This window comes from Cedecea neteri (assembly GCF_000758305.1).
GTDB lineage: Bacteria > Pseudomonadota > Gammaproteobacteria > Enterobacterales > Enterobacteriaceae > Cedecea > Cedecea neteri_C.
This window is the reverse complement of the sequence record NZ_CP009458.1, coordinates 2869862-2890356: the sequence shown is the minus strand read 5'-3', so window position 1 is coordinate 2890356 and position 20495 is coordinate 2869862. Positions and strand designations below refer to the sequence as shown.

22 protein-coding genes are annotated in these 20495 nt (G+C 53.9%); 5 read left to right on the top strand and 17 right to left on the bottom strand.

The annotated features are described in order from the left end of the window. Position 1: 1 nt before the first annotated feature. From hinT to yceD, 15 genes are all read right to left on the bottom strand, one after another. Positions 2 to 358 (bottom strand): purine nucleoside phosphoramidase, encoded by a 357-nt coding sequence (gene hinT / locus LH23_RS13530; protein ID WP_039291939.1) that lies wholly within the window; start codon positions 356 to 358, stop codon positions 2 to 4. Between the two features lie 171 nt (positions 359 to 529). After that, positions 530 to 1963 (bottom strand): PTS glucose transporter subunit IIBC, encoded by a 1434-nt coding sequence (gene ptsG, locus LH23_RS13525; RefSeq protein WP_039291936.1) that lies wholly within the window; start codon positions 1961 to 1963, stop codon positions 530 to 532. A 301-nt stretch (positions 1964 to 2264) separates the two neighbouring features. Then, positions 2265 to 3059, bottom strand: coding sequence for a metal-dependent hydrolase (locus LH23_RS13520; RefSeq protein WP_039291933.1), 795 nt, complete (start codon positions 3057 to 3059; stop codon positions 2265 to 2267). A 10-nt stretch (positions 3060 to 3069) separates the two neighbouring features. Then, positions 3070 to 4077 (bottom strand): DNA polymerase III subunit delta', encoded by a 1008-nt coding sequence (holB, locus tag LH23_RS13515; protein WP_039291930.1) that lies wholly within the window; start codon positions 4075 to 4077, stop codon positions 3070 to 3072. Next, positions 4074 to 4715: a dTMP kinase gene (gene tmk, locus LH23_RS13510; protein WP_039291925.1), complete on the bottom strand. Its 642-nt coding sequence runs from the start codon at positions 4713 to 4715 to the stop codon at positions 4074 to 4076. The genes holB and tmk overlap by 4 nt, the downstream gene beginning before the upstream one ends. Continuing rightward, on the bottom strand, positions 4705 to 5727 hold the full coding sequence (gene yceG / locus LH23_RS13505) for a cell division protein YceG (protein ID WP_039291922.1): 1023 nt from the start codon (positions 5725 to 5727) through the stop codon (positions 4705 to 4707). Before yceG ends, tmk begins: the two co-directional genes overlap by 11 nt. Before the next feature lie 10 nt (positions 5728 to 5737). Then, a complete protein-coding gene (pabC, locus tag LH23_RS13500; protein ID WP_039291919.1) occupies positions 5738 to 6538 on the bottom strand; it encodes an aminodeoxychorismate lyase in 801 nt (266 codons plus the stop codon). Between the two features lie 109 nt (positions 6539 to 6647). Continuing rightward, positions 6648 to 7889, bottom strand: a complete 1242-nt coding sequence (gene fabF / locus LH23_RS13495) for a beta-ketoacyl-ACP synthase II (protein ID WP_071842725.1) — start codon at positions 7887 to 7889, stop codon at positions 6648 to 6650. Between the two features lie 85 nt (positions 7890 to 7974). Then, positions 7975 to 8211, bottom strand: a complete 237-nt coding sequence (acpP, locus tag LH23_RS13490) for an acyl carrier protein (protein ID WP_004157115.1) — start codon at positions 8209 to 8211, stop codon at positions 7975 to 7977. Between the two features lie 154 nt (positions 8212 to 8365). Beyond that, positions 8366 to 9100, bottom strand: a complete 735-nt coding sequence (gene fabG, locus LH23_RS13485) for a 3-oxoacyl-ACP reductase FabG (RefSeq protein ID WP_008453466.1) — start codon at positions 9098 to 9100, stop codon at positions 8366 to 8368. Positions 9101 to 9113: 13 nt separating this feature from the next. Further along, positions 9114 to 10043, bottom strand: a complete 930-nt coding sequence (gene fabD / locus LH23_RS13480) for an ACP S-malonyltransferase (RefSeq protein ID WP_039291892.1) — start codon at positions 10041 to 10043, stop codon at positions 9114 to 9116. 17 nt (positions 10044 to 10060) lie between these two features. Next, positions 10061 to 11014, bottom strand: coding sequence for a beta-ketoacyl-ACP synthase III (locus LH23_RS13475; protein WP_039291889.1), 954 nt, complete (start codon positions 11012 to 11014; stop codon positions 10061 to 10063). Positions 11015 to 11020: 6 nt separating this feature from the next. Further along, on the bottom strand, positions 11021 to 12055 hold the full coding sequence (gene plsX / locus LH23_RS13470; RefSeq protein ID WP_071842724.1) for a phosphate acyltransferase PlsX: 1035 nt from the start codon (positions 12053 to 12055) through the stop codon (positions 11021 to 11023). Positions 12056 to 12067: 12 nt separating this feature from the next. After that, the gene (gene rpmF, locus LH23_RS13465; protein ID WP_016535856.1) at positions 12068 to 12238 is read right to left on the bottom strand and encodes a 50S ribosomal protein L32; all 171 of its coding nucleotides are present in this window, start codon (positions 12236 to 12238) and stop codon (positions 12068 to 12070) included. Between the two features lie 16 nt (positions 12239 to 12254). Continuing rightward, positions 12255 to 12776: a 23S rRNA accumulation protein YceD gene (yceD, locus tag LH23_RS13460; RefSeq protein ID WP_039291882.1), complete on the bottom strand. Its 522-nt coding sequence runs from the start codon at positions 12774 to 12776 to the stop codon at positions 12255 to 12257. A gap of 232 nt (positions 12777 to 13008) precedes the next feature. Here yceD and LH23_RS13455 point away from each other — a divergent pair, with 232 nt between their 5' ends. Next, positions 13009 to 13593 carry a Maf family protein gene (locus tag LH23_RS13455; RefSeq protein ID WP_039291879.1) on the top strand — a complete coding sequence of 195 codons (585 nt, stop codon included), beginning with the start codon at positions 13009 to 13011 and terminating at the stop codon, positions 13591 to 13593. Between the two features lie 34 nt (positions 13594 to 13627). Here LH23_RS13455 and rluC read toward each other — a convergent pair whose 3' ends face one another. Then, positions 13628 to 14581 carry a 23S rRNA pseudouridine(955/2504/2580) synthase RluC gene (gene rluC / locus LH23_RS13450; RefSeq protein ID WP_197062483.1) on the bottom strand — a complete coding sequence of 318 codons (954 nt, stop codon included), beginning with the start codon at positions 14579 to 14581 and terminating at the stop codon, positions 13628 to 13630. Positions 14582 to 15150: 569 nt separating this feature from the next. Between rluC and rne the strand changes: the two genes are divergently transcribed. The 4 genes from rne to LH23_RS13430 all read left to right on the top strand — a co-directional run bounded on the left by rne (position 15151) and on the right by LH23_RS13430 (position 19435). After that, positions 15151 to 18375 carry a ribonuclease E gene (gene rne, locus LH23_RS13445; RefSeq protein WP_039291877.1) on the top strand — a complete coding sequence of 1075 codons (3225 nt, stop codon included), beginning with the start codon at positions 15151 to 15153 and terminating at the stop codon, positions 18373 to 18375. Positions 18376 to 18550: 175 nt separating this feature from the next. After that, positions 18551 to 18877, top strand: a complete 327-nt coding sequence (locus LH23_RS13440) for a DUF1971 domain-containing protein (protein WP_039291874.1) — start codon at positions 18551 to 18553, stop codon at positions 18875 to 18877. Between the two features lie 19 nt (positions 18878 to 18896). Beyond that, a complete protein-coding gene (locus tag LH23_RS13435; protein WP_039291872.1) occupies positions 18897 to 19253 on the top strand; it encodes a DUF1971 domain-containing protein in 357 nt (118 codons plus the stop codon). Next, entirely contained in the window at positions 19253 to 19435 is a 183-nt protein-coding gene (locus tag LH23_RS13430) for a DUF1869 domain-containing protein (protein ID WP_008453480.1), read from the top strand. Before LH23_RS13435 ends, LH23_RS13430 begins: the two co-directional genes overlap by 1 nt. 88 nt (positions 19436 to 19523) lie before the next feature. Here LH23_RS13430 and flgL read toward each other — a convergent pair whose 3' ends face one another. Further along, a complete protein-coding gene (gene flgL / locus LH23_RS13425) occupies positions 19524 to 20492 on the bottom strand; it encodes a flagellar hook-associated protein FlgL (RefSeq protein ID WP_039291869.1) in 969 nt (322 codons plus the stop codon). Positions 20493 to 20495 lie beyond the last annotated feature (3 nt).

Genomic DNA, 20495 nt, shown 5'->3' with positions numbered 1-20495 from the left:
ATCAGTCCTTATGCGCCAGCATTGGGCCTAACGGACGGCCACCCAGCAGGTGCATGTGAATATGGTACACCTCCTGCCCACCGTGACGGTTGCAGTTCATGATCAGGCGGTAGCCGTCAGCGGCGATACCTTCCTGTTCCGCAATTTTAGCTGCAACGGTCATCATCCGCCCTAGCGCAAGCTCGTGTTCAGCTTTGACGTCATTGGCCGTTGGGATAAGCACGTTTGGAATGATAAGGATGTGGGTCGGTGCCTGAGGGGAAATATCACGAAACGCGGTAACCAGATCGTCCTGGTAAACTACATCCGCCGGAATTTCACGACGAATAATTTTACTGAAAATAGTTTCTTCGGCCATGAGCGGTTCCTTGAAGGAGAAAACGGTGTTGGGAGTATGAGCGAGGCGCTCACTTGACTCAACCTTCTGCGCGCTTTTCTTTCGTTAAGTGCTGGCCTTTAAAACAAATTCGTCTTTTTTCTGCAACAAAAAAGGGAGGCTTTCGCCTCCCTTATCGCTCCCCGAACAAACTTAGTTGTTACGGATCCACTCATCCATTTCGGTTTTCAGGTTATCGGACTTGGTGCCGAAAATAGCCTGAACGCCGGAACCTGCGACAACCACACCTGCTGCACCCAGTTTTTTCAGGCCAGCCTGGTCAACTTTAGCCACGTCGGCCACGCTAACGCGCAGACGGGTGATACAAGCGTCGAGGTTAGTGATGTTTTCTTTACCGCCGAATGCGCTAACCAGAGCAGGTGCCATTTCGCTGGTTGCGCCAGCGGTGGTTTCTGCGGTGGCGTCTTCACGACCCGGGGTTTTCAGATCCAGTGCCTTAATCAGTACGCGGAAGATGGTGTAGTACACGATCGCGTAGCAGATACCGACAATTGGGAACAGCCACAGCTTGCTGCTGTTACCGCTCAGTACGATGAAGTCAATCAGACCGTGAGAGAAGGACGTCCCGTCACGCATACCCAGCAGGATACAGATAGGGAATGCCAGACCCGCCAGAATCGCGTGAATCACGTACAGAATCGGTGCCACGAACATGAAGGAGAATTCGATTGGCTCGGTGATACCGGTCAGGAACGAAGTCAGCGCCGCGGAGATCATGATCCCGCCCACTTTTGCACGGTTCTCTGGTTTAGCAGAGTGCCAGATAGCAATAGCCGCAGCCGGCAGGCCGTACATTTTGAACAGGAAGCCACCGGACAGTTTGCCCGCAGTTGGGTCGCCTGCCATGTAGCGAGGGATGTCGCCGTGGAATACCTGGCCCGCAGCGTTGGTGTATTCACCGATCTGCATCTGGAATGGAACGTTCCAGATATGGTGCAGACCAAACGGTACCAGGCAGCGCTCGATGAAGCCATAGATACCGAAGGCAACAACCGGGTTCTGGTATGCAGCCCACTGAGAGAAGGTCTGGATAGCGGTACCGATTGGTGGCCAGATGAAGGACAGTACTACGCCGGTGAAGATAGCCGCCAGACCGGAGATAATCGGTACAAAGCGTTTGCCGGCGAAGAAGCCCAGATACTCAGGCAGCTTGATGCGATAGAAACGGTTGAACATGTAGGCCGCAATTGCACCGGAGATAATACCGCCAAGCACACCGGTATCCGCCAGGTGTTTAGCTGCAATTTCTTCCGCAGGCAGGTGCAGGACCAGAGGCGCGACCACGGCCATGGTTTTCACCATGATGCCATAGGCAACAACCGACGCCAGGGCAGATACGCCATCGTTGTTAGTGAAGCCCAGCGCCACACCGATAGCAAAAATAAGCGGCATGTTGGCGAAGACTGAACCGCCCGCTTCCGCCATAACGTGAGAGACAACGACCGGCAGCCAGCTGAAGTTTGCAGACCCGACGCCCAGCAGGATACCTGCGATAGGCAGTACGGAGACTGGCAGCATCAGCGATTTACCCACCTTTTGCAGGTTAGCAAATGCATTCTTAAACATAATAGAGAGTGCTCCTGAGTATTTGTGCTTTTTTTGTACGCATTTACGCATCGAACCGGGGGGAGAACCGGTTCATAAACAGGACATCTAAGTGTCCTTTTATTTATTACGCAGAGTAAAATAAATAACGAAAACTTTGTTTGACGGCTATCACGTTTCTCAGCCGATCGCGCGAAAAACTTTCATTAATTTACATAACACGCGTACAAATGGTTCAAAATGAGCGTGCACCGCTCATTTTATGGCGGTGCACTTTACTCGCTTAGGCTATTAATTACGAGCTTTAAAATAACTATGAATTTCAGAGAGATTGCAGGCGGGATAAGGGGACGTGGAACAAATCAGCAAAGTTCTGCGTGGTGGCAATAGCCAGTTCTTCCAGCGAAACGCCCTTCAGTACGGCCATATATTCGGCAACATCACGCGTCATGGCCGGCTGGTTTTCTTTCCCGCGATGTGGCACTGGTGCAAGATACGGGGAGTCTGTTTCCACCAGCATTCTGTCCAGCGGGACATAACGCGCGGCGTCACGCAGCTGCTCGGCATTCCGGAAGGTCACTATCCCGGAAAAAGAGATGTAAAACCCCATATCCAGCAGTTTACCCGCCGTTTCTCTGTCTTCCGTGAAACAGTGTAGTACCCCGCCGCACTCTGTCACTTTTTCTTCCTGCAGAATGCTCAGCGTATCGGCGCGGGCATCACGTGTGTGGACGATCACCGGCTTGTTCAGCTCGCGGCCAATGCGGATATGGTTACGGAAAGATTCCTGCTGGCGCGGTTTTGTTTCCGGCGTATAGAAGTAATCCAGCCCGGTTTCCCCCATCGCGATAACGCCGGGTTCGGCGGCCAGGCGGCGCAGCTCTTCAACGTCGTACTCTTCGTCCTGGTTCAGCGGATGTACGCCACACGAGAAGGCCACGTTGTTACGCTCCCCCACCAGCTCACGCATTCCCCGATAACCCTCAAGGGTAGTCGCCACAGCCAGGCAAAACTTCACGTCCCTGGCGGCCGCTTTTTCCAGAACGTCATCGACGTTTTTATGCAGGGATTGATAATCCAGGCCATCGAGATGGCAGTGTGAGTCGACCAGAAACATAGTAATACTCTTAGAGATGATGTGAGTGAAGCAGTGCGCCTGGCTGAGCCAGACGCTCCCACGTAAGAAGGCTTTCCGTGAGCAGAAGCTCGCGGTTAACGCCGACTACGTTAAGTAAAGCATCGCGGCAGGTGAACCAGTGGTGAAGCAGGCTTTGTAACACGCCCGGAGAATAGCGTCCGCCAAGGCTTGCCACCAGCGGCTGCACATCCGCGTTGGTGAGCCATGCCCCTGCCCCTTGCTGCCACTTGAGGGCATCAACCAGCAGCGCGCAAAGCCAGTGGACGCGGCGGGCAGCATCCTCATGATTTAATGCAGGCAAAAGAGCCAGCATGTTGTTCGCCTCTCCTGCCTGAGTCAGCTTCTCGCAAAGCTGCTGGCGGGCCTTCCACTGCTCGGGCTGTAAAAGAGCCAGCGCTGCGGCAGGTGCCCCGGAACTAAGCCGCAGCGCCGCCTGAAGCTCTTCTACAGAGGCCGTTATTTCGCGCCCCAGCCATGCCAGAGCAAAACGTTCGTCCGGTGGCGCAAGGTGCCAGTAAAGGCAGCGGCTGCGAAGCGTCGCGGGCAGGTGAGCAGGTTCGCGGCTGCTCAGAAAGAACCAGGTATTTTTTGGCGGCTCTTCCAGCGTTTTCAGCAGCGCGTTCGCCGCGGCTTCGGTGAGCAGATCGGCATCTTTAAGCCAGACAACTTTTGCCCCGCCCTGCTGAGCGTGGCCGTAAAGCTTTTCGGTGATGTCTCGCACGGCATCAATCCCGAGGCTGGATTTGCCTTTTTCTACTTCAAGGGAGTAGCTGTCAGGGTGCGTACCCGCCTGCATCAGCTGGCAGCTATGGCAGTGGCCGCAGCTTTTATTGCCTTCCGGGCTTTGGCACATCAGCCAGCGGCACAAGGCGTAGATTAAAGCATCATCCCCCAGGCCCGGCAGCGCGTGAACCAGCAGCGCATGATGCCCACGGCCCGCCTGATACTGGCCGATAAGCTGCTCGAACGCGCCGCGCAGCCACGGATACCATTTCACTGTTGCTGCTCCCGGAACCAGCTGAGTAAGGCTTCACGCACGGCCAGAGAAACGTCATCCAGCGGCTGAGTGGCGTCGATGGTTTTAATGCGGCTATCGCGACCTGCCAGTTCCAGATAACGCGCGCGCGTACGGTTAAAGAAGTCGATAGATTCCTGCTCGATACGATCAAGTTCGCCCCGGGCACGGGCACGGGTCAGCCCCACTTCAGGCGTCACGTCGAGATAAATCGTCAGGTCAGGATAAAAGTCACCCAGTACGGTGTTGCGCAGCGCCATCAATAACTGCTGGTCAATCTGACGTCCGCCACCCTGATAGGCCTGAGTGGAGAGATCGTGGCGATCGCCAATGACCCAGCTACCACGCGCCAGCGCCGGTTTGATCACCGTCTCTACCAGTTGGATGCGCGCCGCGTAGAACATCAGCACTTCGGCTTTATCCGTTACTTTCTCATCACCGATCCCGGCATTGTTGAGCGTTAGCTCACGCAGGCGCTCGGCAAGCGGTGTGCCGCCAGGTTCACGCGTGAACGTCAGCTCGCTGATACCCAGCTCTTTTAAGGTCGCCACGACCACATTATGGGCATTGGTTTTCCCGGCGCCTTCCAGGCCTTCGATGACGATAAATTTACTGTCCATTTTTATCCTTGAGAGCTTTGATATACACCTGCACCGCTTTGTTATGGTTGGTGAGGTTTGTGCTAAACGTATGGCCACCTTTGCCGTCAGCAACAAAATAGAGATACGGCGTTTTTGCCGGATGCGCAGCCGCCTGCAATGACGCTTCACTCGGCACCGCAATCGGGCCTGGCGGCAGGCCGCTAATCACGTAAGTGTTATACGGCGTGGGCGTCTCGAGATCTTTGCGCGTGAGCTTACCATTATAGCTTTCCCCCATCCCGTAGATAACGGTGGGATCGGTTTGCAGGCGCATACCAATACGCAGGCGGTTAATAAAGACCGAGGCCACCTGGTCACGCTCGGCGGCGACAGCAGTCTCTTTCTCAATGATCGAAGCCATCGTCACCAGATCATTTTCGGTTTTGTAAGGCAGACCATCAGCTTTACTTTCCCAGGCCTGCCCCACAGCTTTAACCATTTTTTGATGCACACGCTTAAGCAAAGCGACATCTGTGGTGTTGGCGGTGTACATCCAGGTGTCCGGGTAGAACCAGCCCTCGACCCATTCAGGGTGCTCAAATTTCAGCACCTCCGCCACGGTCGAATAGCTGTCGTCTTTTAGCGTGTGCTGAATGTATGGGGCATCTCGCAGCTGCTCGAGTAAATCGCTCAGGCGCATACCTTCCACAAAGCGCAGCGGGAACTGCGCCTCTTTCCCACTGGCCAGCAGGCGGAGCATGTCGGTAACCGTCATTCCTGGAGTAAGACGGTATGTACCCGCCTTAAATTTGGCCAGCTCCGGTTCAACGCGCAGCAACCATTGGAAAACTCGCGGGCGAGTAATCAGTTTTTCTTCATAAAGCTGGGTGCCCAGAGCTAAACGTCCGGTGCCCTGCTTCAGGGTGAAAATGGTTTCCTGTTTAATGGGCAGCGGCGCTTTTGCCAGCTGGCGCACTTTCCACATGCCTGCACCGGCGGCGATGCCAAGCACAATCAGCAAAACCAGAAAGAAACGAAACATTTTTTTCATCGGTAATCGGTTACTCACAAAGTGGCGCTAAGAAACAGCAAAGTTCACGCGATGTATAGTGCCAGTCCTGGGCCTGGTTCACCGGTACAACCGGCATGAGCGCATTGCAAATGATGACTTCATCCGCATCGGCCAGCGTTTCCAGGCCTTCATTGACCTCATGCAGCCGCCAGGAGGAATCAGCCAGGCACGCAATAATGCGCTGACGCATCGTGCCATTCACGCCCGCACCGTTAATACGCGGCGTATAAACGTCATCGCCTTTGCGCCAGAATAAATTAGCCGCACAGCATTCCACCAGGCTCCCCTGACTGTCAAGAACCAGCGCCTCCTGGGCGGCTGTCTGTTCAAGATGCGTACGAATAAGAACCTGTTCAAGCCGGTTAAGATGTTTAATGCCTGCCAGCGCAGGATTGATCCCTAACTTTATCGGGCTGAGCGCCAGTGTGATCCCCTGCTCGCGCCAGGCGGAATAAAAGGCAGGGTAAGGCGAAAGAGAGAGTATTCGCGTAGGCTGTGTGCAATCTGACGCACTGTAGCCACGCCCCCCGGCACCGCGAGAAATAATCACCTTGAGTACGGCACTGGTTTCAGTGGCTGCGAGCATGTTCATCTCATCGTTGAGTTCTTCCCAGTCAACCGGCCCTATCATTAATGCTTCGCAGGCTTGCTGCAGGCGGTGAAGATGATCCGCCTGAAAACATATTGCACCATCAATAACGCGGGCGGTGGTAAAGCAGCCGTCACCAAACTGAATCGCCCGGTCGTTCGCCGGTAGCGTTTCCTGCCATTGACCATTAATAAGAAACATAAGGATTCCTCAGGAGACGGAAGCGTAAGGTTGCCAGAGGGATTCGTGAACGACAAGAGGGGAATTCTGAACAGCAAAAGGGCCCGCAAGCGGGCCCTTTACGAAACGATTAGATCTTCTTGAAGATCAACGAACCGTTGGTACCACCGAAACCGAAGGAGTTACACAGAGTGTACTCCAGACCGCTCACCTGACGTGCTTCGTGTGGCACGAAGTCCAGATCGCAGCCAACATCCGGGTTATCGAGGTTGATGGTTGGCGGCACGGCCTGATCGCGCAGCGCAAGGATGGAGTAGATAGATTCTACTGCACCCGCCGCACCTAACAGGTGGCCGGTCATCGATTTGGTTGAGCTCACCATCACGCGGCTTGCATCAGCACCAAAGATAGACTTAACCGCCTGCGTTTCGGCTTTATCGCCTGCTGGTGTAGAGGTGCCGTGGGCGTTGACGTAGCCAACCTGCCCTGCGGAGATCCCTGCATCGCGCAGTGCGTTTTCCATCGCCAGCGCAGCACCTGCGCCGTTTTCTGGTGGAGAAGTCATGTGGTAGGCATCGCTGCTCATACCAAAGCCAACAACTTCTGCATAAATTTTCGCGCCGCGTTTTTTCGCGTGTTCGTACTCTTCCAGTACGATGACGCCTGCGCCGTCGCCCAGTACGAAGCCGTCACGATCTTTATCCCACGGGCGGCTCGCCGCTTGCGGGTTGTCGTTACGAGTAGACAGTGCGCGCGCCGCGCCAAAGCCACCAACGCCCAGCGGGCTACTGGCTTTTTCTGCACCACCTGCCAGCATTGCGTCTGCATCGCCATAGGCAATGATACGTGCTGCATGGCCAATATTGTGTACGCCAGAGGTACAAGCCGTGGCAATGGAAATGCTCGGACCACGCAGACCCAGCATAATGGTCAGGTGACCTGCCACCATGTTGACGATCGTTGAAGGCACGAAGAACGGGCTGATCTTACGAGGACCACCATTAACTAAAGAAGAGTGGTTCTCTTCAATCAGCGTCAGGCCACCGATACCAGAGCCAATTGCAGCGCCGATGCGGTTCGCATTTTCTTCCGTTACTTCGAGGCCAGAATCCTGCATGGCCTGAATGCCAGCAACAATTCCATATTGAATGAATTCATCCATCTTGCGCTGATCTTTGCGCGAGATGATGTCTTCACAGTTAAAATCCTTTACTAAGCCAGCAAATTTCGTTGCATAGGCGCTAGTATCGAAATGGTCGATCAGGCTGATGCCACTCTGACCGGCAAGGAGAGCTTTCCAGGTAGACTCTACGGTATTGCCGACAGGAGACAACATGCCCAGTCCGGTCACAACTACACGACGCTTAGACACGTTTGTCCTCCAGGGAGGGAAAAAATACTAGTGGGACAATTCAGATAAAACTCAGGCGGTCGAATGACCGCCTGGAGATGTTCACTTACGCCTGGTGGCCGTTGATGTAATCAATGGCAGCCTGAACGGTGGTGATTTTCTCAGCTTCTTCGTCCGGAATCTCAGTATCAAACTCTTCTTCCAGAGCCATTACCAGCTCAACGGTGTCAAGAGAATCAGCGCCCAGGTCCTCAACGAAGGAAGCGGTGTTCACTACTTCTTCTTGCTTAACGCCCAGTTGTTCGCCAATGATTTTCTTAACGCGTTCTTCGATAGTGCTCATACTCTTAAATTTCCTATCAAAACTCGCTTTCGCGATGGTTTTCGTAGTGTATAAAATGTTGAAAAAGATGCAACCAAATCCCGGCTGGTCAAACCACGATTTTACGCTATTTTGCGGGCATTCGCCCAAATAACGCAAATATTTTTCACCGTGATTAAACCATATACATTCCGCCGTTGACGTGCAGGGTCTCACCAGAGATGTACCCAGCTTCGTCAGAGGCTAAAAATGCTACAGCACTGGCGATTTCATTTGCGTCGCCTAAGCGACCCGCAGGAACCTGCGCCAGAATACCCGCACGCTGTTCATCAGAGAGCGCACGCGTCATGTCCGTTTCAATAAAGCCCGGAGCAACAACGTTCACAGTAATACCGCGGGACGCGACTTCACGCGCCAGCGATTTACTGAAGCCAATCAAACCAGCCTTCGCCGCAGCGTAGTTAGCCTGACCAGCATTTCCCATGGTACCAACCACAGAACCGATAGTGATAATACGCCCATGACGCTTTTTCATCATAGCTCGCATTACCGCTTTTGACAGACGGAAAACAGATGACAGATTGGTTTCGACAATGTCGTTCCATTCGTCTTCTTTCATGCGCATCAGCAGGTTATCACGAGTGATGCCGGCGTTGTTCACCAGAATATCCACTTCGCCAAACTCTTTGCGAATGCTGTCCAGCACGGCTTCAATAGAAGCCGGGTCGGTCACGTTCAGCATGAAGCCTTTGCCGTTTTCGCCCAGATAATCGCTGATGGCCTGCGCGCCACTTTCGCTGGTCGCAGTCCCGATAACTTTTGCCCCGCGAGCCACTAAGGTCTCTGCGATGGCGCGGCCGATACCACGGCTAGCGCCGGTGACCAGCGCAATTTTTCCTTCAAAACTCATGGTTTTCCTCGTTTTATTGTTCAAGCGCCGCTGACAGCGTTGCAGGCTCATTAATGGCCGTTGCCGTCATGGTGTCAACAATACGTTTGGTCAGCCCGGTCAATACTTTACCTGGGCCCACTTCCAGCAGCTGGGAAACGCCCTGCGCCGCCATAAATTCCACGGATTTCGTCCACTGGACCGGGCTATAGAGCTGACGTACCAGCGCGCTACGGATAGCGTCTGCCGCAGTTTCACACTTCACGTCAACGTTGTTCACGACCGGAATTGCCGGTGTGTTAAAGGTGATGTTTTCCAGAGCCACTGCCAGCTTATCCGCTGCAGGCTTCATCAGTGCGCAGTGGGACGGCACGCTAACCGGCAATGGCAGCGCACGTTTTGCGCCCGCTGCTTTACACGCAGCGCCTGCACGCTCAACGGCTTCTTTGTTACCGGCGATCACAACCTGGCCCGGGGAGTTAAAGTTCACCGGAGAGACAACCTGCCCCTGGGCTGACTCTTCACAGGCTTTTGCAATAGAAGCATCGTCCAGACCGATAATGGCAGACATCGCGCCAGTTCCTTCCGGAACGGCATCCTGCATCAGCTTGCCGCGCAGCTCAACCAGGCGAACAGCATCGGCGAAATCAATCACGCCCGCACAAACCAGCGCGGAATACTCACCCAAGCTGTGGCCAGCTAATAGTGCAGGCGCTTTACCACCCTGCTGCTGCCAAACGCGCCACAGGGCGACAGAAGCCGTCAACAGTGCAGGCTGAGTCTGCCAGGTTTTGTTCAGCTCTTCCGCTGGCCCTTGCTGCGTCAGCGCCCACAGGTCGTAGCCCAGCGCGTCAGAGGCTTCGCGGAACGTGGCTTCAATCACCGGATAGCTTGCCGCGAGATCGGCCAGCATGCCAACGGACTGGGAACCCTGTCCCGGAAACACCATAGCAAATTGCGTCATGTCGAAAATTCCTTTAATCAAAAACGAACCAGTGCAGAGCCCCAGGTGAAGCCGCCACCGAACGCTTCCAGCAGCACCAGTTGACCGCGTTTAATACGGCCATCACGTACCGCTTCATCCAACGCAGCAGGGACGGATGCAGCAGAGGTGTTGCCATGACGATCCAGGGTCACGACAACATTATCCATCGGCATACCGAGCTTCTTCGCGGTCGCGCTGATGATGCGCAGGTTAGCCTGATGCGGTACCAGCCAGTCGAGCGCCGTGCGATCGAGGTTGTTCGCAGCCAGGGTTTCGTCGACGATATGAGCCAGCTCGGTCACCGCGACTTTAAACACTTCGTTCCCGGCCATCGTCAGGTGAACTGAATTTTCAGGATTCACGCGATCGACGTTCGGCAGCGTCAACAGATCGCCATAACTACCGTCTGCATGCAGATGGGTAGAAATGATACCTGGCTCTTCAGACGCCCCTAGTACAACGGCACCCGCGCCGTCGCCAAAAATAATAATGGTACTGCGATCTTCAGGATCGCAGGTGCGTGCCAGCACATCGGCCCCGATAACCAGCGCATTTTTCACTGCGCCAGACTTCACGTACTGATCGGCAATGCTTAACGCGTAGGTAAAGCCTGCGCATGCCGCCGCCACATCAAACGCCGGGCAACCTTTAATTCCCAGCATCGCCTGAATTTGGCAAGCCGCGCTTGGGAAAGCGTGCGTGGAAGAGGTTGTCGCTACAACAATCAGGCCGATGTCATTTTTATCAATGCCAGCCATATCCAGTGCATGAAGCGCAGCTTCATAACCCATGGTTGAAACGGTTTCATTCGGGCCCGCAATTCGGCGCTCACGGATACCTGTACGGGTGACAATCCACTCGTCAGTCGTATCAACCATTTTTTCCAGGTCAGCGTTAGTACGCACTTGTTCAGGCAGGAAGCTGCCGGTACCAATAATCTTCGTATGCATTTACGCTCAGTCACTCTTGGGTAATACAGATTCCAGGCGGGCAGCAATTCTGGTGGGAACTTGCCGCCGCACCGCCTGCACTGCCTGTTCAATCGCGACAGCAAACGCTCGCTGATTGGCCGCACCGTGACTCTTGATCACAGTGCCGCGCAATCCTAACAGACAGGCGCCATTATACTGGTCGGGGTTGAGGTGACTGAATCGCCGTGTCAGGCGCTTTTGTAGCCACTTCTTCAATATAATCAGCCACCACGACCTTTTTTTTCCTTCCCCCTGCGATTTGAGCAGTGAAAGGAACATTCTGACAACACCTTCCATCGTCTTGAGTGTGACGTTGCCGACAAAACCGTCACAGACCAGAACATCCGTCTTGCCGGTGAGCAATTCATTAGCCTCAAGGTATCCAATATAGTTCATTGAAGGCATTGTTTTTAATAATGCAGAGGCATCTCGGATGCTGTTCAGCCCCTTAGTCTCTTCTTCGCCGATATTCAGCAGCGCAACGCGCGGACGAGGAATACCCAGCACCTCTTCTGCCATCACGGACCCCATAATGGCAAACTGCACCAGCATCGTGCTGTCGCAGTCAACGTTGGCCCCGAGGTCAAGCACCACCGTTTTACCTTTTTGCTGATGAGGTAATACCGTCATCAGCGCCGGGCGCTCAATCCCGTCTATAGGCTTGAGCAGTAATTTCGCAAGCCCCATCAGCGCGCCAGTATTTCCGGCACTGATACAGGCTTCTGCTCGCCCTTCTTTAACCTGCTCCAGCGCAACGCGCATTGACGACCCTCGACTGGCACGGATCGCCTGAGAAGGTCTGGCATCACTGGCAATAACCGATTCCGCAGGAATAATCTGCAGACGCGAGCGTTGCTCGAAATCAGCTTTGGCAAGTAATGGCGTGATTGCGTCGGGATTGCCGACTAAAAGAAGATTAAGCGAAGAGTTAGAGTCCAGTGCCTGCAAAGCTGCAGGCACTGTCACGGAAGGACCGAAGTCCCCACCCATGGCATCTAACGCTAGGGTTAGACGTCTCAAGGTTGCGCCAGATTACTTAGCGATAACCTTGCGGCCGCGGTAGAAACCGTCGGCAGTGATGTGGTGACGCAGATGAGTTTCGCCAGAAACTTTGTCCACGGACAGGGTGGTGGTGGTCAGCGCGTCATGGGAACGACGCATGCCACGTTTGGAACGGGTTGGTTTATTCTGTTGTACGGCCATGGACCTTACTCCTCAATTACTTACGCTTTAAACTGGCTAATACGGCAAATGGGTTTGGTTTTTCCGCCTCTGGAGGCAGTTCACCAAAGACCATGTCCGCCTCGGACACTTCACAGTGTTCAGAATCATGCACCGGAACCACAGGCAGGGAGAGGATAACTTCATCTTCTACCAGCGCCCGCAGATCGATTTCACCGAATTCGTTAACCTCAATCGGCTCATACGCTTCCGGGAGTGCTTCAGCCTGTTCGTCAGAGCGGACCGGACTGAAACAATACGTTGTGTGAACATGATGTTCAAACGGTTTCCCGCAACGCTGGCATTCGAGCGTTACCGTGACCTTTGCATCGCCGGTCAAGACCGCGAGGCGCTGGTTATCGATAGCGAATCTCATGGAGCATTCTACATCAGTATCCACACTGACTACAGACTCGGCGATACGCTCAACCTGATCGGAAGCATACACTCCTTCATAATCAAGGCGTTTTTGAGCCGTACGAACCGGATCAAGAGTCAGGGGTAATTTTACCTTTTGCATAGGGCGCGCATATTAACTTTGTAACGTCATAGAGTCAAAGAAAAAGGCCTGGAAACAGCGCCTTTTGCCATTTCTACCCTAAATAGTTTAAGTTGCAGACAGCCGCCCGGCTCAGGTAAGTGAGCGCAGGTAACACCTCTGCGGCTTAAAATATGACGGGTATATTCGCACACATTGCGGTGGCACAGTTTAAAATGCCTTCATCCAATTCGCTATCTTTAATGAAAAAAATATGAAACCGATTGTTCTGGCTTCCACCTCCCCTTTCCGCCGCAGCCTGCTTGAAAAACTTGGCATGCCTTTTATTACAGCCGCTCCGGAAGTCGATGAGACGCCGCTCGCAGGGGAAGATGCACGACACTTAGTGACTCGTCTGGCTCAGGCCAAAGCACAAGCCTTAAGAGAACGCTTTCCCGATCACCTCATTATCGGCTCCGATCAGGTTTGCGTTCTGAATAACCAAATAGCGGGAAAACCGCACACGGAAGAAAATGCCGTGCAGCAGCTATTGCTGGCCCGGGGGACTATCGTGACCTTTTATACCGGACTGGCTCTGTATAATTCGGCCAACGGGCAGCTACAAACGCAGTGTGAACCTTTTGACGTTCATTTTCGTCATTTGACGGAAGATGAAATTCGCCGATATGTGCAAAAAGAGCAGCCACTCAATTGTGCAGGGAGTTTTAAAAGCGAAGGGTTGGGCATCACGCTGTTTGAAAGGCTGGAAGGAAAAGATCCGAACACGCTAATCGGGCTACCGCTCATCAGTTTGTGTGAAATGCTGCGCAACGAAGACTGTAACCCGCTTATGGCCTAATAAAAAATGCTCCGTCAACGCGGAGCATTTTTCTTTATTTGGCGTTGCGTAAAACCTGTAAGCAGCGCTTTAACTGTTCGTCCAGCGGCGCTTCGATGCGAATCACTTCCCCGGTGTTCGGATGGGTAAACTTCAGCGCAGCAGCGTGCAGGAACAGACGATTCAGCCCGGTACCCGCAAGCTGCTTATCAAACTCACGGTCGCCATAACGATCGTCAAAGGCAATCGGGTGACCTGCGTGCAGAGTATGCACACGAATTTGGTGCGTGCGCCCGGTGACAGGGCTGCAGCGAACCAGCGTAGCGAACTCGTAGCGTTCTTCAACCTTGAAGCGAGTCTCGGAAGGCTTACCTTCGCTATTCACTCTTACGATGCGCTCGCCGCTCTGCAGAATATTTTTCAGCAGCGGCGCCTGCACGACTTTTACGTGCGACTGCCATTGCCCGCGCACCAGCGCAAGGTAATCCTTCTGCATGCCTTTATCACGCAGCTGCTCATGAAGGGAGCGCAGCGCAGAGCGTTTTTTAGCGACCAGCAAAACGCCGGAAGTATCGCGGTCAAGGCGATGCACAAGCTCAAGGAAACGGGCTTCCGGACGCAGAGCGCGCAGACCTTCAATCACCCCGAAGCTCAGGCCGCTGCCACCGTGAACCGCAGTCCCGGAAGGCTTATTGAGTACCAGAATATGGTCATCTTCATAAAGAATGACATCGGTAAGCGCAGCAACTTTTTGCAAATGCGGAGAAACGGCCTCTTCCTCACGCTCGGCAACGCGCACCGGCGGAATGCGTACTTCATCGCCCGCTTCCAGTTTGTATTCTGGCTTGATGCGTTTTTTGTTCACCCGCACCTCGCCCTTGCGGACGATGCGATAAATCATGCTTTTTGGCACGCCTTTTAGACGGGCGAGCAAAAAGTTGTCGATACGCTGCCCGGCCTCATCGGCCGAAATTGCAACGATTTTTACTGATGGAGTCTCTGTTTTCATGGTCGGCGATTCTAAATAGCCCTGGCGCATAGCGCCACTCATTTTTATGTGCTTAACTGACAATCTGTTCTGTTTTAAACCGTCCAGACCGCCTTTTTTCATGCCGTTTGTGGCAAGGTTAAAATAGCGGTTAAAAAACTGTAAGAAACGGGACGTTAATAGCAAAAGTCATCTTGCTATAACAAGGTTAGCAGTGGAATAATGTTGCGGTTTTCCGTGTTGAATCTTGTTAGAACAAGAAAGTTTGCGGAATACCCATTTTGCCTGAACGTCCATCCACGCAGCAATGGCGTAAGACGTATTGTACTTTCAGGCAGTTAGCGGGCTGCGGGTTGCAGCCTGACCGGTAATATGGAATCAACTCTTAAGAAATATTCTAAGGTTATTCCCACGATAATTGCGCTGTATTTCCGTATGAAATACAGGCAACCGACACTTTGCGCCTCTCAGCAAACGACAACCGTGAGGTTGGCGACACGCGTTTAGTCACGAGGCCATCGGTTCACTCCCGGTTAGCGTCACCATGCCCGCAGCTCTGTCGCCAATGTAAGAATAATGAGTAAGTTACGATGAAAAGAATGTTAATTAACGCAACTCAGCAAGAAGAGTTGCGTGTCGCCCTTGTAGATGGGCAACGTCTGTACGATCTGGATATTGAAAGCCCAGGACACGAACAGAAAAAAGCAAACATCTATAAAGGCAAAATCACCCGTATTGAACCAAGTCTGGAAGCGGCGTTTGTTGATTATGGCGCAGAAAGACACGGTTTCCTTCCTCTGAAAGAAATCGCTCGCGAATACTTCCCTTCGAACTACTCTTCCCACGGTCGCCCGAACATCAAAGACGTTCTGCGCGAAGGCCAGGAAGTGATCGTCCAGATTGATAAAGAAGAGCGTGGCAACAAAGGCGCGGCCTTAACCACCTTTATCAGCCTTGCGGGCAGCTATCTGGTGCTGATGCCAAACAACCCTCGCGCCGGTGGCATTTCTCGTCGTATCGAAGGTGATGACCGTACTGAATTAAAAGAAGCGCTTTCTTCCCTTGAACTGCCAGACGGTATGGGTCTTATCGTACGTACCGCAGGCGTGGGCAAGTCTGCCGAAGCGCTGCAGTGGGATCTGAGCTTCCGTCTTAAGCACTGGGAAGCCATTCAGAAGGCCGCTGAGAACCGCCCTGCTCCTTTCCTGATTCACCAGGAGAGCAACGTTATCGTCCGCGCCTTCCGCGATTACCTGCGCCAGGACATCGGCGAAATCCTGATCGATAACCCGAAAGTACTTGAGCTGGCTCGCCAGCACATTGCCGCCCTGGGCCGACCGGATTTCAGCAGCAAAATTAAGCTCTACACCGGTGAAATTCCGCTGTTCAGCCACTACCAGATTGAGTCGCAGATTGAGTCCGCCTTCCAGCGTGAAGTCCGTCTGCCGTCCGGTGGCTCTATCGTTATCGATACCACCGAAGCTCTGACCGCCATCGACATCAACTCCGCGCGTGCAACCCGCGGCGGCGATATCGAAGAAACCGCTTTCAACACTAACCTTGAAGCGGCCGATGAAATTGCCCGTCAGCTGCGCCTGCGTGACCTTGGCGGCCTGATCGTTATCGACTTCATCGACATGACGCCGGTTCGCCACCAGCGCGCGGTTGAAAACCGCCTGCGTGAAGCCGTTCGCCAGGACAGGGCACGTATCCAGATCAGCCATATCTCACGTTTTGGCCTGCTGGAAATGTCACGCCAGCGTCTGAGCCCGTCCCTTGGCGAGTCCAGTCACCACGTCTGCCCTCGCTGCAGCGGCACCGGCACCATTCGTGATAACGAATCCCTGTCGCTCTCCATTCTGCGCCTGATTGAAGAAGAAGCGCTGAAGGAGAACACCAAAGAAGTTCACGCCATCGTCCCAGTGCCGATTGCCTCTTACCTGCTGAACGAAAAACGTGATGCGGTAAGCGCCATTGAAAAACGCCAGGGCGGTGTGCGCGCGATTATCGTGCCAAACGATCAGATGGAAACCCCGCACTACTCCGTACTGCGCGTACGTAAAGGCGAAGAAACGCAGACTCTGAGCTACATGCTGCCTAAGCTGCATGAAGAAGAGATGGCGGTGCCATCCGACGAAGAGTACACCGAGCGTAAGCGCCCTGAGCAGCCTGCTCTGGCCACCTTTGTGATGCCAGAAGTGCCACCTGCGCCACAGGAAACCACGGCGGAGAAACCTGCTGTTGCCGCAGCGAAACCAGCCGCTCAGCCAAAAGCAGATACCTCGGCACAGCCAGGTCTGGTTAGCCGCTTCTTCTCTGCACTGAAAAAACTCTTCGCCGGCGACAGCGCTGCTGCTGAAGTGAAAGAAGTGAAGGAAGAAAAAGCAACTGGCTCTGATGCCCAGCGTCAGGATCGTCGTAACAATAACCGCCGTCAGAACAACCGCCGCGATCGTGGCGATCGTAATGAACGCGGTGATCGTAACAACCGCGATCGCGACAATCGTAATAACCGCGATGACCGCAACAATGAAACCCGTGAAGCTCGCGAACCGCGCGAAGGTCGTGACGACAATCGTCGTAACCGTCGTAACGGTCAGCAGCAGAACTCGGAGTCACGCGAAGTTCGCCAGAACGCTGTAACAGCCGTTGACGATGCTGAAAAACAGCAGAAGTCCCGTGACGAGCAACAGCCACGTCGCGAGCGTAACCGCCGTCGCTCTGATGAGAAACGTCAGGCACAGCAGGAAGTCAAAGCGCTGCAGCAGGACAACGTTGTTGAGCAGGATGCCGATCAGGAAGAACGTACTCAGGTTATGCAGCGCCGTAAGCCGCGTCAGCTGAACCAGAAAGTTCGCTTCGAATCTGCCGATACCGCTGCTGTGGAAGAAACTCAGGTTGCACAGACCAGCATCGAGCAGGCACCGATTGCACTGCCGGCGGTTGTAGAAACCCCGGTGAATGCAGAGCAACAGGATGAAAACGGTGAAAACCGTGATACTGCCGGTATGCCGCGCCGTTCACGTCGCTCCCCTCGTCACCTGCGCGTCAGCGGCCAGCGTCGCCGTCGCTATCGTGATGAGCGTTACCCGGCAGTATCTCCAATGCCACTGGCTGCCGCCTGTGCCTCTCCAGAGCTGGCATCCGGGAAAGTGTTCATCACTTACCCTGTTGCTCGTCCACAGGATCAGCTTGTTCAGGAAGAGGCCTTCCAGGCTCACGAAGACGTTCAGCACGTCAACGTGGCTGAGGCTGCAGCAGTAGAAGCCGTTGCCCCTGTTGAAGAAACTCAGGTTATTGAGCCGGTGAAAGCGGTGGAAACCGTTGTTGAAGCTGCCGTGGTGGAAACAGCCCATCCAGAAGTGATTGAAGCATCGGTGGCTGAAGAGCCGCAGCCGGTTGCCGTAGTGGAAGAAGCGCCTGTCGCAGAGATCGTGGAACAGAGTACGCCTGCAGAGGAAGAAACTGTTCAAGTGGTTGCAGAAGCCAGCGAACCAGCGCCGGTGGCTGCAGAAGCTCCAACGGTTGAAGAAGCGCCGGTTGCAGTGGTTGAAGAGGTAAAACCTGTTGTGGACGCAGCGCCAGCGGTAGAAACCGCGCCTGTAGCACCAGAGGTTCATGCCGAGCCAATTGCCGCTAAGCACGCAACAGCGCCAATGACCCGTGCCCCGGCTCCGGAATATACTCCGGAAGCACCGCGCCAAAGCGACTGGGTTCGCCCGGACTTTGGCTTCAGCGGGAAAGGCTCTGCCGGCGGTCATAGCGCCAGCCATCAGGCCACGGCACCAGCCACTCGCCCACAAAGCGTGGAGTAATTTCCAGCGCTAAGTAAAAAGCCGGTCACTTGACCGGCTTTTTTATTGCCCTGAACGGGCTAAAAAGTGAGATAAGCGTCAATCCATAAGATGCATTTAAAATGCACTTTATGATAAAAACAACCATCAATTGTATGATGTAATACTTGCAGGATTTATTGAGGAGAAACGTAACATGCTCCCTATACCGCAAAACTGCATTCATACCCGCTCTTCTCCCTTCTGGGATAAAGACTCTGCTCCCACAGGCCTGTTTCGGCGGCATCTCGATAAAGGTACTCGCCCCGGCGTTTACCCTCGCCTCAGCGTCATGCAAGGCAAGGTTCGCTACCTGGGCTATGCCGACGCCACCACGCCCGAGCCAGAAACAGAACTGATCGTTGAAGCGGGCCACTTCGGCGTATTTCCACCTGAGAAATGGCATCACCTCGAGCTAATCACCGAGGATGCAGTCTTCAACATCGACTTTTTTGTCGCCCCGGAAGTGCTCCGCTCAATGTAATGCAAGAAGGAATCTTATTATGCTGACTATTCCCAAAAACTATCTACATACCCGCGCCACGCCGTTCTGGACGAAAGAGACCGCCCCTGGCGCTTTATTTACTCACCACAACACCAAAGCCGGCGTTTTTGGTCGCCTCTCCGTCATGCAAGGCGCGGTGAAATATTTTGGTTTTCCCGACGCCGACGCCACGGCTCCCGACGTGGAAATCGTTATTGAGGCCGGATCCTTTGCTATTTCCCCGCCGCAGAAGTGGCACCGCATTGAGCTTCTGACCGATGACACTTATTTCAATATCGATTTCTTCGCCTCTCCTGAAGCGAAGCTGGAAGGCACCGGCCTGGGTAAAGTGGTCAACAGCCAGAGGCACTCATGATGGGCAAAGCAACCTATACCGTCAGCGTCACCAACAACAGCAACGGCGTCTCGGTTGACTATGAAACCGAAACGCCAATGACGCTCCTGATCCCGGACGTCGCCGCCGAAGTGGTCAAAGAGCTGGTCAATACCGTGCGCGCCTATGACACGGAAGACGAGCACGAAGTTTGCGGCTGGTGAAATTTATACAAAAAAAAGCCCGCTCCGGGGTGCGGAAGCGGGCATATAAAGCGCGTTCAGTTTCATAACGCGCCCAAAACGTTAAAGGCTATCGGCTATTAAGCTGGAACAGTGACATGCCTTGCAAATCAGTGAAGACTTTATAAGAAGCCTGGAGCGCAGCCTGCTGCTGGACATAGTTAGAGACGGTTGCCGTATAGTCGGCGCCCACCAGTTGGCTCATTTGGTCAGTTTGCGCCAGCGCCCGCTCACTGCCCAGGTCATCCAGTTTGCTCAGCTCATTGAGCTGGGTACCTAACTCAGCGCGCACGGTGGACACATTGCTCAGGGCATTGCTCAGGCCACGGTTTGTTTTTGCGACAGCCGCATCAAGAGCTTTCTTACCTGCGTCGTCCAATCCGGCCGTTGGCGTTTTCAAGGCTGCGATAGCTGAGTCCAGCATATTAAAGATGTTAGTCTCGCTCGGTGAACCATCGGGTTCCGGCGTGGCGTTACTGGAGATGCGATTGAAAACATCATTGCCGGTATGGCCAATCGTCATAGTCCTGGCGGTGTCAACCTGCTGGGTAATCGGAATCGTTCCGCCCTGATAGGTGATGCTACCTGCCCCACCGGTAAACGGCGCCGCTTCTGTTTTATAACCAGCGAAAATATAACGGCCATTCCCGTCGGTGCTGTTGGCCAGGTTCAATATTTGGTTACGGATACCTTCAAGATCGGTTGCCAGTGAGGCACGGTCGTCATCACTCAGCGTTCCGCTGCTGGCAGCATAAACAACTTTCTCCTGGGCGCTTTGTATTGAAGAGACCGTTTGCTGCAAAACGCTCTCTTCCAGCGAAACCTTCTGGGTCGCAAAAGTACGCGCCAGTTTGTACTGGTCATTCATGGACTGGGCCTGAGAAAGCACCACTGCCTGAGACGCTGCGATAGGGTCGTCTGATGGCCGGTTAACGCGGTTACCGGTGCTCATCTGCTCGCCATAACTCAGCCATAAACTCTGCGCGTCACTGATGCCGCGCATGTTCTGGTCATATAGCATTTGGGTACTGATACGCATGAC